Source organism: Streptomyces sp. NPDC001700 (assembly GCF_053596435.1).
Window position 1 is genome coordinate 140,310 of sequence record NZ_JBSFGE010000009.1, and the last position, 14,236, is coordinate 154,545.

12 protein-coding genes and 1 pseudogene are annotated in these 14,236 nt (G+C 73.6%); 6 read left to right on the forward strand and 7 right to left on the reverse strand.

What is annotated here, in order from left to right; genetic code table 11:
• Positions 1 to 65: 65 nt before the first annotated feature.
• Complete coding sequence (locus ACWC5C_RS18995) at positions 66 to 1,175, reverse strand: FAD-dependent monooxygenase (RefSeq protein ID WP_450876639.1); 1,110 nt, start codon at positions 1,173 to 1,175, stop codon at positions 66 to 68.
• A 159-nt stretch (positions 1,176 to 1,334) separates the two neighbouring features.
• Between ACWC5C_RS18995 and ACWC5C_RS19000 the strand changes: the two genes are divergently transcribed.
• The 3 genes from ACWC5C_RS19000 to treZ all read left to right on the forward strand — a co-directional run bounded on the left by ACWC5C_RS19000 (position 1,335) and on the right by treZ (position 5,279).
• Positions 1,335 to 2,288, forward strand: a complete 954-nt coding sequence (locus ACWC5C_RS19000) for a TetR/AcrR family transcriptional regulator C-terminal domain-containing protein (RefSeq protein ID WP_450876641.1) — start codon at positions 1,335 to 1,337, stop codon at positions 2,286 to 2,288.
• Positions 2,289 to 2,507: 219 nt separating this feature from the next.
• Positions 2,508 to 3,422: a GNAT family N-acetyltransferase gene (locus ACWC5C_RS19005; RefSeq protein ID WP_450876643.1), complete on the forward strand. Its 915-nt coding sequence runs from the start codon at positions 2,508 to 2,510 to the stop codon at positions 3,420 to 3,422.
• A 90-nt stretch (positions 3,423 to 3,512) separates the two neighbouring features.
• Positions 3,513 to 5,279, forward strand: coding sequence for a malto-oligosyltrehalose trehalohydrolase (gene treZ, locus ACWC5C_RS19010; protein WP_450876645.1), 1,767 nt, complete (start codon positions 3,513 to 3,515; stop codon positions 5,277 to 5,279).
• Here the strand turns inward: treZ and msrB are convergent.
• From msrB to ACWC5C_RS19030, 4 genes are all read right to left on the reverse strand, one after another.
• Positions 5,267 to 5,674: a peptide-methionine (R)-S-oxide reductase MsrB gene (gene msrB / locus ACWC5C_RS19015; RefSeq protein WP_385444971.1), complete on the reverse strand. Its 408-nt coding sequence runs from the start codon at positions 5,672 to 5,674 to the stop codon at positions 5,267 to 5,269. The genes treZ and msrB overlap by 13 nt on opposite strands.
• A 13-nt stretch (positions 5,675 to 5,687) precedes the next feature.
• Positions 5,688 to 7,145: a UDP-N-acetylmuramate--L-alanine ligase gene (gene murC, locus ACWC5C_RS19020; protein WP_450876648.1), complete on the reverse strand. Its 1,458-nt coding sequence runs from the start codon at positions 7,143 to 7,145 to the stop codon at positions 5,688 to 5,690.
• A 104-nt stretch (positions 7,146 to 7,249) separates the two neighbouring features.
• Positions 7,250 to 7,735 carry an indole-3-glycerol phosphate synthase gene (locus ACWC5C_RS19025; RefSeq protein WP_450876971.1) on the reverse strand — a complete coding sequence of 162 codons (486 nt, stop codon included), beginning with the start codon at positions 7,733 to 7,735 and terminating at the stop codon, positions 7,250 to 7,252.
• A 100-nt stretch (positions 7,736 to 7,835) separates the two neighbouring features.
• A complete protein-coding gene (locus tag ACWC5C_RS19030) occupies positions 7,836 to 8,633 on the reverse strand; it encodes a pyrimidine reductase family protein (protein ID WP_450876650.1) in 798 nt (265 codons plus the stop codon).
• A 66-nt stretch (positions 8,634 to 8,699) separates the two neighbouring features.
• Here ACWC5C_RS19030 and zapE point away from each other — a divergent pair, with 66 nt between their 5' ends.
• Together zapE and ACWC5C_RS19040 are read left to right on the forward strand one after the other, a co-directional pair.
• A complete protein-coding gene (gene zapE / locus ACWC5C_RS19035) occupies positions 8,700 to 9,809 on the forward strand; it encodes a cell division protein ZapE (protein ID WP_450876652.1) in 1,110 nt (369 codons plus the stop codon).
• A 104-nt stretch (positions 9,810 to 9,913) separates the two neighbouring features.
• On the forward strand, positions 9,914 to 11,320 hold the full coding sequence (locus tag ACWC5C_RS19040) for an alkaline phosphatase PhoX (RefSeq protein ID WP_450876654.1): 1,407 nt from the start codon (positions 9,914 to 9,916) through the stop codon (positions 11,318 to 11,320).
• A 52-nt stretch (positions 11,321 to 11,372) separates the two neighbouring features.
• Here ACWC5C_RS19040 and ACWC5C_RS19045 read toward each other — a convergent pair whose 3' ends face one another.
• A complete protein-coding gene (locus ACWC5C_RS19045) occupies positions 11,373 to 12,038 on the reverse strand; it encodes an ABC transporter (protein WP_450876656.1) in 666 nt (221 codons plus the stop codon).
• A gap of 620 nt (positions 12,039 to 12,658) precedes the next feature.
• Positions 12,659 to 13,396: pseudogene (locus ACWC5C_RS19050) on the reverse strand (ABC transporter ATP-binding protein); the annotation flags it as partial.
• A gap of 70 nt (positions 13,397 to 13,466) precedes the next feature.
• Between ACWC5C_RS19050 and ACWC5C_RS19055 the strand changes: the two are divergent.
• Positions 13,467 to 14,234 carry a peptidyl-tRNA hydrolase gene (locus ACWC5C_RS19055; protein ID WP_450876658.1) on the forward strand — a complete coding sequence of 256 codons (768 nt, stop codon included), beginning with the start codon at positions 13,467 to 13,469 and terminating at the stop codon, positions 14,232 to 14,234.
• The last annotated feature ends 2 nt before the right edge of the window (positions 14,235 to 14,236 follow it).

Genomic DNA, 14,236 nt, shown 5'->3' on the forward strand with positions numbered 1-14,236 from the left:
CTCCCCCGCCGGTCTGCCGCCCCCGTCCCCTCCGGACGGCAGACCGGCCCCGGGGGCCCGTCGGTTCAAGCGTCCAGCGAGAACGCGTTCTTGGCGTGCGTGACGGATGCCCCGGAGGCGGGTCCGCCGGGATTCTCGGTGGCCAGAGCCTGGTTGAGGGCGACGAAGGGACGCATCCGCCGCTCATAGCGAGCGTACGCGGCGCGGTGATCGCCGTGCGCCCGGGCGAGACAGTCGGCCAGCGCGTGAGCGCCCACCAGGGCCAGGCTGGTGCCTTGCCCCGAGAGCGGGGAAGGGCAATAACCGGCGTCTCCGAGCAGGGCCACCCTGCCGCGTGACCAGCCGTCCATCCGGATCTGGGCCATGGCATCGCAGTAGAAATCGGGCGCCTCCCGGGCGGCCTTTGCCAGGCGGGCCCCCTCCCACCTCAGGGAAGCGAGCTTGTCGACGACGAGTTGCCGCAGGGCACCGCCGCCCCGGAGATCGCGGGCAAGGGGCGCGGACTGGAAGCCGAAGGCGACCCTGAGCTGGGTGTTGTCGCGCACGGACATGATGCCGAAGCCCGCGTCGCCGTCCCGAAGCCACACCTGCCAGTCGTCCAGGGCGAGAAAGTTGTCCGCGCTGAACACGGAGAGGTAACTGCCCAGGTGATGGGCGAATCGGTCCTCGGGGCCGAAGGCCAGGCTCCGTACGGTCGAATGCAGGCCGTCCGCCCCGATCACGAGGTCGAAGCCGCGGGAGGTCCCGTGGGCGAAGTCGACGCGCACTCCGGTCTCGTTCTCGTCGAGCGCGGTGACGCTGTCGCCGAAGAGGTACTCGACTTCCGCGCGCGTGTGTTCGTACACCATCCGCACCAGGTCCTCACGCAGCAGCTCGATGTCGTCGCTGTCGAGGCGGCCGCTGCTGAAGGCCACCTCGGTGGAGCGATCGATCTCGCGGCCTTCGGGGTCGAGGATCGACATGCCACGCATCCGGGTGCGCACGCGTCGCGCCTGTTCCAGCAGGCCCATCCGCTCGACGACATCGAGCGCGACACCGCGGACGTCCACGGCCTGGCCGCCGGGGCGCGGCTCCGGGGCGCGTTCGACGACGGTGACCTTGAAGCCGTGGCGGTGAAGCCAGTAGGCGAGCGTGGGCCCGGCGATTCCGCCGCCGGAGATGAGAACAGTCTGCATGGGAATCTCCTCCAGTACGCTGTACGCGCACTGAACGTACGAGGTACGCACACCCCCTTCAACTGGCCAAACAAACCTTCTGTACTAGGTCAGACGGACTCCGTTCGGCGTCGTCGCTGCTACCCTCTGCACTAGTACAGGCCGGGAAGGTGACAGGACGTGACGAAGCCCACAGGCGCATCCGTGCCGCCCTATCTGCGCATCGTCGCCGGGATCCGGCGGCGCATCGCCGACGGTGAACTGGGCCCCGGGGACCCGGTTCCCTCGACCCGTCAGATCGCCAGGGAATGGGGTGTCGCGCTCGCCACCGCCACCAAGGCCCTGACCACCCTGCGCCTTGAGGGCCTTGTCGAGACCCGCCCCCGGGCGGGCACCGTCGTCGCCGGAACCGCTCCCGTCACACCACCCCGCAGGCCCTCGCCCCCCGCCCCGCCCTCCGAGCCGGAGCTGACCCTCGACCGGATCGTCCGCACAGCCATCGACATCGCCGACACCGAAGGGCTGTCAGCGCTCTCCATGCGCGGCGTCGCGGCCCGGCTCGGTGTCGCCGCCATGTCCCCCTACCGGTACGTCCCCAGCAAGGACGATCTCGTCCTGCTCATGGCCGACGCCGCATTCGGCGAGGAGACCTACCCCGTCGACGCGCCCGAAGGCTGGCGCTCCCGCATCGAGCTGGGCGCTCGGACCCTCTGGACCCTGTACCGCAGGCACCCGTGGCTGGCTCAGCTCGGATCCCTCACCCGCCCGTTGCTCGTGCCCAATCTGATGGCCCACGGCGAATGGATGCTGAGCGCCCTCGACGGCCACGGCCTCGACCCCACCACCCTGTTCGACATCCACGTACTGATCTACAGCCACGTCCAGGGCCTGGCAGTGCACCTGGAATGGGAAGCACACGCCGAAGCCTCCACAGGCCAATCGGAAGACCAGTGGATGGACAGCCGGACTCCCGCCCTCCGAGCACTGGTGGAGTCCGGTCGCTTCCCCACCTTCACCAAGGTGGTCGGAGCCTTCGACGATGGCTACGACCTGCGCCTCGACGCGCTCTTCGAATCCGGCTTCAAGGCACTCCTCGACGGCCTGACCCCCATTGTCGAAGGCCAGACGATCTGACGCTCGCCGGGCGGGGGCTGCATCAGCGGTGACCAAAAAGGCGTGGACGGGGGCGCGTTGGCGCGCATAGGGTGCGCGTCAACGCCCGTACAGACGAGGAAGGAGGCGCCGAGCCATGAAGACGTTCGCCATTCCGCGCTCCCGCCCCCTCTCCCCCGGGCGTACCCCCGTCTGATCACGCGATCCGACCGGGAGCGCGAGCCTCCCGGAAGGAATCCCATGACCGGACTGGTCATCCGCGCGCTCACCGAGAGCGACGCGCATCTGTTTCACGCACTGCCCGGCACCGGCCCCGCGCTCGTCGGCCGGGGCCGCTTCGGCCACACCTACGCCACCGTCGGCCAGGGCGGCGAGTACCGCCCCGAGTGGACGTGGGTCGCGCTGCGCGGGGCGCGGGTCGTGGCGCGCGCCGCGTGGTGGGGCGGGCCGGACGACACCGCGCCCGTCGCCCTGGACTGGTTCGACTTCGCCGAGGGCGAGGCCGAGGCCGCCGCGGAGCTGCTGCGCACCGCTCCCCTGCGCACCGAGTACGCCCTGCTGGCGCCGCCCGGCTGGCGCGACCGGCCGGAGGAGAGCGCGGCGGTACGGGCCCGGGTCGACGCGGCCGTGGCAAGCGGGCTCAGCCCCCTGGTCGAGCGCTACCGCTACGAGTGGACGCCCGCCGCCGGGCTGCCCGAGCGGCCGGGACGGCTGGAGTTCCGGCCGGAACCCGACGACGCGGTGATCGCCGACGTCATGCGCCACGTCCACCAGGACACGCTGGACGCACACGACCGCAAGGCCATCGCCGAGGGCGGCATCGAGGCGGCGGTCCGCGAGAACCTGGAGCTGTTCCACTGGTTCCCGTCGCCCCGCGAGTGGTGGCGGCTGGCGTGGACGCCGGGCGGGGAGGTCGTCGGCATCCAGGTGCCCGCGCACAATCCGGCCGGGCCGTGCGTCGGCTTCATCGGGGTCGTCGCCGGGCAGCGCGGCCACGGCTACGCGTACGACCTGCTCGTGGAGTGCACCCACGACCTGGTGGAACGGGGCGCGACGAAGATCGCCGCCGCGACCGACCAGGGCAACCGGCCGATGGCCGCGCACTTCGCGAAGGCGGGTTACCCCATCACTCAGGAGCGCATCGATCTCGTCTGAGACTGGCCGGCCGCGCCCTGCTGCGCGCCCGGTGCTCCGTCCCACAGCATGGTTCCGAACCCGTCCGCAGGACGATGTGAGGAGACGCCAGTGCTGTTCGAGGTGTGGGCGCCGCATGCCGAACGGGTCGGGCTCCAGGTAGACGGCCGTACGCGTCCCATGGAGCGCGATCCCGGCCGCGACGGCTGGTGGCGGGCCGAGGCCGACGCGGAACACGGGACGCGCTACGGCTTCGCGCTCGACGGCGGCCCCCCGCTGCCCGATCCGCGCTCCCGGAGCCAGCCGGACGGGCCGGAGGGGCTGAGCGCGGTCGTGGACCACTCCCACTTCCACCAGCCAGGGGAGCGGGAGTGGTTCGGGCGGCCGCTGCCGGGCGCGGTGCTGTACGAGCTGCACATCGGGACGTTCACCCCGGAGGGCACGTTCGACGCGGCCGCCGAACGGCTCCCGCAGCTGGCCGCGCTGGGCGTCACCCACGTGGAGCTGATGCCGGTGTGCCCGTTCCCCGGGACGCACGGCTGGGGGTACGACGGGGTCGCGCCGTGGGCCGTGCACGAGCCGTACGGCGGGCCCGAGGGGCTGGCCCGGTTCGTGGCCGCCGCCCACCGGCACGGCCTCGGCGTCGTCCTGGACGTCGTGCACAACCACCTGGGGCCGTCCGGCAACCGCCTCCCGGACTTCGGGCCGTACTTCACCGACACCCACCACACCCCGTGGGGCGCGGCGGTCAACCTGGACGCGCCCGGCTCCGACGAGGTCCGCGCGTACTTCATCGGCAGCGCGCTCGCCTGGCTGCGCGACTACCGGCTGGACGGGCTGCGGCTGGACGCCGTGCACGCGCTGCACGACACCCGGGCCCGGCACTTCCTGGCCGAGCTGTCCGCCGAGGTGGACGCGCTGGCGGCCCAGGTCGGCCGACCGCTGTTCCTGATCGGTGAGTCGGATCTGAACGACCCGCGCACCACCACCCCGCGCGAGGCGGGCGGCCACGGTCTGCACGCCCAGTGGAACGACGACTTCCACCACGCCCTGCACACGTACCTCACCGGCGAACGGCAGGGCTACTACGCCGACTTCGCCGCCGAGGGCCCCGCGGCCCTGGCCAAGACGCTCCGACAGGGCTTCTTCCACGACGATACGTACTCGGCCTTCCGGGGCCGCCGCCACGGCGGCCCGCTGAACCCGCTCACCACCCCGGCCCACCGGCTCCTCGGCTACGCCCAGACCCACGACCAGATCGGCAACCGGGCGACCGGCGACCGGCTCTCGTCCCGGCTCTCCCCCGGACTGCTGGCCTGCGCGGCGGCGCTCGTGCTGTGCGCGCCGTTCACCCCGATGCTCTTCATGGGCGAGGAGTGGGGCGCCGGGACGCCCTGGCAGTACTTCACCGACCACCAGGACCCGGAACTGGCCGAGGCGGTACGGCGCGGCCGCCGCCGCGAGTTCGCCGCCCACGGCTGGGCGGAGGCGGACGTCCCGGATCCGCAGGACCCGGCGACCCGGCTGCGGTCCTGCCTGGACTGGACCGAGCCGGGCCGGGAGCCGCACCGCGCGCTGCTGGACTGGCACCGGCGGCTGATCGCACTGCGCCGCGCGGAGCCCGCGCTGACGGCTCCCGACTGGTCCCGCACGGAGCCGTTCCATGAGCCGGACGGCTGCTTCGGCTTCCGGCGCGGGCCGCTCCGTATCGTCGTCAACCCGCACGACCGCCCGGCGGGCGCCCGGCTGGACCAGGTCCCCGCCGAGGTGGTCGCCGCGTGGCGGCCGGTCGAGCCGCCGGGCCCGGACGGCACGCTGCGGCTGCCGCCGGAATCGGCCGCGGTGCTCAGGTCGTACGGAGGCGGTCAGCCCTCCTGAGGGGCGAGCCGCAGCGAGATGGAGTTGATGCAGTACCGCTGGTCGGTCGGGGTCGGATAGCCCTCGCCCGCGAAGACATGGCCGAGGTGCGAGCCGCAGCGGGAGCACCGCACCTCGGTGCGGACCATGCCGAGCGTGCGGTCCTCGATCAGCTCGACCGCGGACGAGTCCGACGGGTCGTAGAAGGACGGCCAGCCGCAGTGGCTCTCGAACTTCGTCTCGGAGCGGAACAGCTCCGCGCCGCACGCCCGGCAGGAGTAGACGCCGGTCGTCTTGGTGTCGGTGTATTCACCGGTGAAGGGGCGCTCGGTGCCCGCCTCGCGCAGGACCTGGTACTCCTGCGGAGTCAGCTCCGCGCGCCACTGTTCCTCCGGCTTGTCGATCTCGTACGCCATGGACGGACCCTCCTCAGCTCTCCCGGTTCGCCGGGCTCCTCAGGGCGCTCCGGGCTCGCCGCGTCTGCAGACGGGCGAGGATCTCCGGACCGAGGTCGGTGACATCGCCCGCGCCCATGGTGAGAACAAGGTCACCGGGCTTGGCCATTCCGGCGATCAGGCCGGGGATCGCGGACCGGTCGTGCTCGGCGGTCACGTCCGCGCCGTGGCGGCTCGCGGCGTCGATCACCAGGGCGCTGGTGATGCCGGGGACCGGGTCCTCGCGGGCCGGGTAGATGTCGAGGACGACGGAGGCGTCGGCCAGCGCCAGGGCCTCGCCCATCTCGGCGCCCAGCTCCTGCGTACGGCTGAACAGATGCGGCTGGAAGACCACCAGGACCCGGCCCTCCCCGGCGCCGCCGCGGATCGCCTCCAGGTCGGCGGCGATCTCGGTGGGGTGGTGCGCGTACGAGTCGATGACCTGCACCCCGGCCGCGGTGCCCTTGAGCTGGAGGCGCCGCTTGACGCCGGTGTACGAGGCGATCGCCGGGGCGAGGTCGCGGGCGGGCACGTCGAGGGCGGCGCCCGCGGCGAGCGCGGCGACGGCGTTGTGCGCGTAGTGGCGGCCGGGTACGGAGACGGTGAACGTCAGCTCCTCACCACCCAGGGCCTCCGCGAGCCGGACGGTGACCTCGCTGGTCAGCCCGTGCGGGACGACCTCCAGGACGCGTACGTCCGCGTCGGCGGCCGCGCCGTAGGTGAGCACCCGCAGGCCGTCCTGGCCCGCGACCTTGGCGGTCAGCTCGCGGGCGCCCTCGTGGTCGGCGGAGATCACGAGCGTGCCGCCGGGCCGCACCCGTTCCACGAAGGTCCGGAACGAGTCGTAGATCTCGTCCATGGAGGCGTAGTTGGCGTGGTGGTCCAGCTCCACGTTGAGGATGATCGCGACCTCGGGCGCGTACTTGTGGAAGCTGCGGTCGCTCTCGTCCGCCTCCGCGACGAAGATCTCGCCGCTGCCGTGCTCGGCGCTGGAGCCGGGCACGTCCAGGTCGCCGCCGATCACGTACGACGGGTCGAGGCCGAGGGTGCCCAGCGAGACGGCGAGCATCGAGGTCGTGGTCGTCTTGCCGTGCGTACCGGCGACCGCGATCGGGCGGTGGCCGTCCATCAGCGCGGCCAGCGCGTCCGAGCGGTGCACGACGGGGATGCCGCGCTCGCGCGCCGCGACCAGTTCGGCGTTGTCGGCGCGGATGGCGCTGGAGATGACGACGCTGGTGGCGCCGGGCGCGAGGTTCCCGGCGGCGTGCCCGATGTGCACGGTCGCGCCCAGCTCGCGCAGCGCGGCCACGATCGGGGAGTCCTTGGAGTCACTGCCCGCGACCCGCGCGCCGCGCTGGACGAGAACCTTCGCGACGCCGGACATCCCGGCGCCGCCGATGCCGATGAAATGCGGACGGTCCAGCGCGTCGGGGGCAATGCCGGCCGGTGCCATGTACGGGTCTCCCGTGGTTGAGCGGTCTTCTCGGTTCTGACGGCCCGATTCTCGCACCCCGCCGCCCGCCGCCGTACGCCTCCCGTACGGCGCCCTCACGGTGCTCAGCCGCCCGTGGGCGTCCGCCCCTCGCCGACCTCGTCGTCCGTGTGCGAGAACAGCTTCAGCACCGGGACGCCGACCTTGTGGCGGGCCCGGGAGGCCCAGTCGCGGTGGAAGAACTCCTCCACGAAGTGCGGCGCGGTGAGGACGATCACCTCGTCGGCGCCGGTCTCCTCCACCACCCCGCGCAGGACGTCCAGCGGGCGCCGCTGGACGACATGGCCGCGGGCCTCGCCGCCCGCCGCGCGCAGGGCGGCCACCGAGTGGCTCAGGGCGCGCTCGGCGGGCTCCAGCGCCTCGCGGCCCTCCGGCTCCTCGCCTTCCTGGGCGGCCTGTTCCAGCTCGCCGAGCGCGATGTCGTCGATGGCGCGGAGCAGCCGGTCCTTGCTGCCCCGGGGCTGCATCAGCACGACGAAGGAGACCGGGTCATCGCCGTGCAGGGTGGTGACGAACTCGACGTCGGCAGCGGTCAGCGGCTTTTCGATCATCAAAATGCTCGTGAACACGACGTGCGCCCTTCTCGTTCTTCAAGCCTTCAACGAAGCAGTAGGAATGAAGCGGTAGGAATCAGGTCCGTTTAGCGCAAAACTATGGGTAAATCCGACGGTAGCGGGTGAAAAGGAAACCGGCGTCCTCCAGCACAGAAGCGAGAGCGAACCGTTCCGGTTCCACCGCCAGCGGACCGTTCGCGATCCGTGCCGCGTCGCCCGCGACCATCAGCGGGGCCACCGCCAGGCACAGCTCGTCCAGCACCCCGGCGGTCGCGAACTGCGCCAGCAGCCGGGGGCCGCCCTCGGTCAGCAGGCGGGTGTGGCCCAGCTCGGCGAGGGCCGCCGGGACGGCCGCCACGTCGACCCGCCCCGAGGGCCCGGACCCCACGCGCACCACCCGGGCCCCGGCGGCCTTCGCCGCCTCGACCCGCTCCTCCGCGGCCCGCGCGCCGGTGATCACCACGGTCGGCACCAGCGGCTCGGTGAACAGCGGAGCTGAGAAGTCCAGCTCCAGGCTGGCGCTGACCACGGCTATCGCGGGCGCCGGGGGCTGGCCGAGCGCCGCCCGGCGCTCCGCGAACGCCTCCCGGGCGCGGGCGGGCCGGTAGCCCTCCTGACGTACGGTCTCGGCGCCGACCACCACCGCGTCGGCGAGCCCGCGCAGCACCCCGAAGATCCGCATGTCGGTCGCGGACGACAGCGGCTGCGACCGGCCGTCGTGGTGGGCCGCGCCGTCCAGCGAGGACACCATGTTGGCCCGCAGATACGCCCCCGAGGCGCTCTGCGGCCGGTCCGGGTAGGCGTACGCGTCGGCCAGCTCGTCGAGGTCCCACTCGCGGTCGGAGGCGGCGGGCGGAACGGACGGTTCGGTGGGCAGGGGGAACAGGCGTCGCATGGCCGCAGTGTGACATGGCTCCCTCCGGGACGGTCCGCTCGGGAAAAGCGACTACCCTGGACACCCGTGTCTGCACCAATCACCACGTCCGGCTCGGCAGGCTCAATAGCCGCCGAAGCCCCCGTCGCCCTCACGGCCCGCGCGCCGCAGGTGCCCGCCGAGCGCCTGGTGGCCGAGATGGTGCCGCCGCCCCGGTTCGCCACGGTGAGCTTCGACAACTACATCCCGGACCGTAACCAGCCCAGCCAGGCCGAGGCCGTCACCGTGCTGCGCGGCTTCGCCGAGCGGCTGGGCGGCGGAGCGGGGGCGGGCAAGGACAAGGGCGGCCGCAGAAGCTGGTTCCGCCGGGCGGCCAAGCCCGCCGCCCCCAGCGGCCCGCGCGGGGTGTACCTCGACGGCGGCTACGGCGTCGGCAAGACCCATCTGCTGGCCTCCCTGTGGCACGCGACCCCGGCCCCGTCCGAGAAGAAGGCGTTCGGCACCTTCGTCGAGCTGACGAACCTGGTCGGCGCGCTCGGCTTCCAGCAGACCGTGAAGACCCTGAGCGAGCACCGGCTGCTGTGCATCGACGAATTCGAGCTGGACGACCCGGGCGACACCGTCCTCGTCTCGTCCCTGCTGGGCAAGCTGGTCGAGGCGGGTGTGGCGCTCGCCGCGACGTCCAACACCCTCCCCGGCAAGCTCGGCGAGGGCCGGTTCGCGGCCGCCGACTTCCTGCGCGAGATCCAGGGGCTGTCCGCCCACTTCCAGCCGGTGCGCATCGACGGCGAGGACTACCGCCACCGCGGGCTGCCCGAGGCCCCCGCGCCGCACTCCGACGAGGTGGTCACCCGCGCGGCCAAGCGCACGCCGGGCGCCTCCCTGGACGCCTTCCCCGCCCTGCTGGAGCATCTGTCCCAGGTGCACCCGAGCCGGTACGGCGCGATGTCCGACGGCCTCCAGGCCGTGTGCCTGACGGGAGTCGGGCCGGTGCCCGACCAGTCGACCGCGCTGCGGCTGGTGGTGCTGGCGGACCGGCTCTACGACCGCGAGGTGCCGGTGCTGGCCTCCGGGGTGCCGTTCGACCAGCTGTTCAGCGAGGAGATGCTGAACGGCGGCTACCGGAAGAAGTACTTCCGGGCGATATCCCGGCTCACCGCGCTCGCCCGCGACGCGAGGGAGCTGGCCGCGGCGTAGGGCACCGTCCGCGACGCCGTGTTGATCAGATGGTTCCCGTGCGGGCGGGCCGCGTGATACACACGTGCGGTCATCTTTCCTGTCCGCCAGCAGGGAGTTACCGCATGTCAGCGACACGACGTCAGATCCTGGGCCGTACCGGCGCGGTGGGTGCCTCCATCGCGTTCACCGGCAGCATCCAGGAGATCTTCGCCGGTACGGCCATGGCCGACGCACCCGGCCCGGGGGCTCCGGACGCCGCCGGGCGCGGCGGCTACGGCCCGCTCGTACCCGATCCGGACGGGCTGCTCGACCTCCCCAAGGGCTTCCGCTACCGCGTGCTGTCCCGCTCGGGCGACCCGCTGCCCTCCGGTGAGGGCGAGGTCCCCAGCAACTGCGACGGCATGGCCGCCTTCCCGGGCCGGTCGGGCGGCGGCAGAGGAAGCCGTACGCATCTGGTCCGCAACCATGAGAACCGCAAGGACGCCGCGATCCGCGTCCCCGCCGTCAAGGGCCTCACCTACGACCCGATGGGCATGGGCGGCTGCACCGCCCTCGCGCTCGACTCCGCCAACCGGGTGCTGTCGGAACAGGTCGCCATCGCCGGTACGGCCGTCAACTGCGCGGGGGGCCCGACCCCCTGGCACACCTGGCTGACCTGCGAGGAGACCGAGGACAAGGCCGGTACGAACGGCTACACCAAGGACCACGGGTTCATCTTCGAGGTCGACCCGTACGATCCGCGCCGCACCGGCGCCGTACCGCTCACCGCCATGGGCCGCTTCCAGCACGAGGCGATCGCCGTCGACCCGCGCAGCGGAGTCGTCTACGAGACGGAGGACGCCTTCGAGCGGCCCTTCGGCCTCTTCTACCGCTTCCTGCCGCGTAAACCCCTCGGCGGGACCGGTTCGCTCCGCGCGGGCGGAAAGCTCCAGGCGCTGCGGGTGCCGGGGGTGGCCGACCTGTCCACCATCCAGGAGCCGGGGACGTCCTTCGGCGACATCGAGTGGGTCACCGTCCCCGATCCGCTCGCGGCGGAAACCCCCATCCGCTTCCAGGACTTCGGCCCGGGCGGCATCACCCACGCCCAGAAGCTGGAGGGCTGCTACTGGGGCGGCAGCTCGGTCTACTTCGTCTCCAGCTTCGCCAAGAGCGCGGACGGCTCGGCCGCCGATCACTTCGGGCAGATCTGGCGCTACGACCCGCAGCGGCACCGGCTCACCCTGGTGATCGTCTTCGGGCCGGACACGGACGTGCAGCTGCCCGGCGAGTCACCGGACAACATCACGCTCGCGCCCAGCGGCGGGCTGATGGTCTGCGAGGACGGCGAGGGCGCGCAGCACGTGTACGGGCTGACCCGGCGCGGCGAGGTCTACCCGATGGCGCGCGGGCGCCAGAACATCGGCAGCGAGGACGAGCCCGAGTGGGGTGAGTTCGCGGGCGTCACCTTCGCCCCGGACCGCCGCACGATGTACGTGAACTGCTACACCCCGGGCACCACGTTCGCGATCACCGGCCCCTGGCACCACTGACGCTGCGCTGTGGCTCCTGGCCCGTTCGCGCGGGGCAGGAGCCACACCCGTACTACCGCCGCGAACTGACCACACAGGCGATCGCCGTCGCCCCGGCGGCGAGCACGGCGGTCACGGCGAGCGGCAGCAGCGGCATGCTGACGGTGCCGCTGCGCGAGCCGTTGACCAGGCCCGATACGGCCGCGTTCGCGGGCGAGGCGCCGATCACGGACACCAGCAGCGCGGCGAGCGCGGTCGACAGGATGGCCCAGCCGGGGCGGCGCAGCAGCGGCCGGTTGCACAGCGCGCCCACGGCCGTGCCGAGCAGCGCGCAGGCGAGCGCGGCCAGCAGTCCGGCGACGGTCGCCGCCGCCAGGGGGACGTCGACCCGCCCGTCCGCGCTGCGCGGATCGCCGACCAGCGCGACGTACGACGTCCCGGCGACCCCGAGGACGACCGCCGCCCCCAGCCCGGTCAGCACCCCGGCCAGATGCACCCGCCCGGGCCCCCGCGCGGCAGCCGCGCAGGCCCGCGCCGCGGCGGGCTCGTTGGTGACGCACACCCGCACCAACCAGGCGGCCACCGGCAGCACCCCGGCGGCGGCGTACCCGAAGGAGTCGAGCACCGGCTGCCCGGCCTGCACCCCGATGCCCATGAAGGCGGCATAGAGGATGAGCGGCGGCAACCACCGATGCGAACGGGCGAGCAACGCCACCTGATAGCGCAACAGGGCGGTCATACGTCCTCCGCGACTTCGCTCACCGAGCGGATGCGCCAGGCCGGATCGGCCCCGAGCAGAACCCGCAACACCTCATCGGACTCCCCGGCCGAGACGACCATCCGCACAACCCGCCGCGCACCCTCCGGCACGGACTGCGGGGGCCCACCCGGCACCCCCTCCCCGGCGTTCCACCCGGCTTGCCCGGGACGCATGCCCGGCATGGCCCCGCCACCGGAGCCCGGCGCGATCTGTCCGGCCCGCTCGGGCTGCCCGGGCGCGCGTCCCGGCCCGCCCTGCCTTGCCTGCCCGGGGCGCGCCCCCGCCCTCGCCTCGTCGCCAGGGCCCGGCGCGGTCTGCGCGGCCTGTCCGGCGCTTGCGCCCGGCCCGGCACCACCGCCAGGGCCCGGCACCGCTTGCCCGGCCTGCCCGGGCTGTACGCCCGGCCCGCCCAGCGCGCCCTGCCCGGGGCGGGCACCCGGCCCCGCCTCGTCGCCGGGGCTGGGTCCGCCCTTCGCAACCTGCTCGGCCTGCCCATGCCCTGCGTCAAGCCCCTCCCAGCCGGGGCCCAGCGCACCCTGCGTTGCCTGCCCGGCCCGCGCAGCCTTGCCGCCGAGGTTTGACGTGGGCGTCGTCGGCTCGGGGACGGGCTCGTAGCGCGGGGCGCCGGGGAGGTTCGGCGGGAGGGCGGTTCCCGGCGGGGCCTCGGCCTCGATGCGGACCCGGGGGCCGGGGGCGGCCACCGGTGTCTCACCTCCGGCCGCCGGGATCGGCAGCGGCTCCAGGCGGGTGTCCGCTACGCGGAACACCGCGTCCGGGGCGCCGGACAGGCGGCGGGGGTCGTGGTCCACGAAGACGACCGCGGCGCCCTCGGCGACCCGCTCCGCCACCGCCTCGTCCAGGACGGCGCGCGCGGCGCGGTCGAGGCCGGTCCAGGCCTCGTCCAGGACGAGCAGGGCGGGCGCGGCCAGGAGCGCCTGGGCCACGGCGACCTTCTGGCTGGTGCCCTTGGACAGCTCGGCGAGCGGGGTGGCCGCGTACGCGTCCGCGCCGAAGCGCTCCAGCCACTCCCCCGCCCCGCGCGCCGCCTCGGCCCGGCCCAGGCCGTGGATCCGGCCCAGATGCGTGAGGTAGCCGAGGACGGAGAAGGGCAGCTCGGCGGGGAACCGCTCGGGGACGTACGCGGTGCGCGGGCGGTCGGTGATGCGGCCCGAGGTAGGGGCGTCGATCCCGGCGAGCAGCCGCAGCAGGGTGGATTTGCCGCTGCCGTTCGTCCCCTCCACGCGGGTCAGCGACCCCGGCCGTACGTCGAGATCGACGCCGCGCAGCACCCAGGGCCCGGCCAGCCCGTAGCGGCGGCCGACTCCTCGCAGTCTCATGCTGGTTGAGCATAGGCACTCGGGCGGCGGCCCGCCGCCGCTGTCGGCGGGTGCTGGCAGACTGGACCGCGTGACCAGCTCAGACGCCATCCCCGCCAGTCCCCCCAGTCCCCGCAGCAGCCCGTTCCGGCACGCGGAGACGGACCGGGACGCGGCGCCGCAGTTCGTGCTGCCCCTGGTGGTGCGGATCGAGAAGGCCGCGCCCCCGGCCCGTACGGACGCCCTGGAGACGGCGGCGCGGGCGGTGCTGGCGCTGCTGTCGGACGAGCGGGCGACGGCGGAGGACGGCGAGTGGGCCGAGGCCGTACGGGACTGGCAGGACGCCCGGATCCGCAAGGTCGTCCGGCGGGCGCGGGGCGCGGAGTGGCGGCGCGCCCAGACGCTGCCGGGCATCACGCTCACCGGCGGGGCGGCGGCCCACGGGGACGGCCCGGCGGCCGAGGTGCGGGTGTTCCCGCCGGTGCCGCTGGACGGCTGGCCCAAGGAGCTGGCCAAGCTCCAGGTCTCCGGCACCGAGCTGGACGACCCCGAGCCCCCGCCCGCGCCGGACCCGGCCGGGCCGGTGCTGTGGCTGAACCCGGACGTCACGATGTCGGCGGGCAAGGCCATGGCGCAGGCCGGACACGGCGCGCAGCTGGCCTGGTGGGAGCTGGACGACGCGGGGCGGGCGGCGTGGCGCGAGGCCGGTTTTCCGCTGGCGGTGCGGACGGCCCCGGCCGAGCGGTGGGGCGCGCTCACCCGGGGCGGTCTGCCGGTCGTACGGGACGCGGGCTTCACCGAGATCGCCCCGGGGTCCTGCACGGTGGTGGCGGACCACCCGGCCCTGCGGCGGTCCTAGGG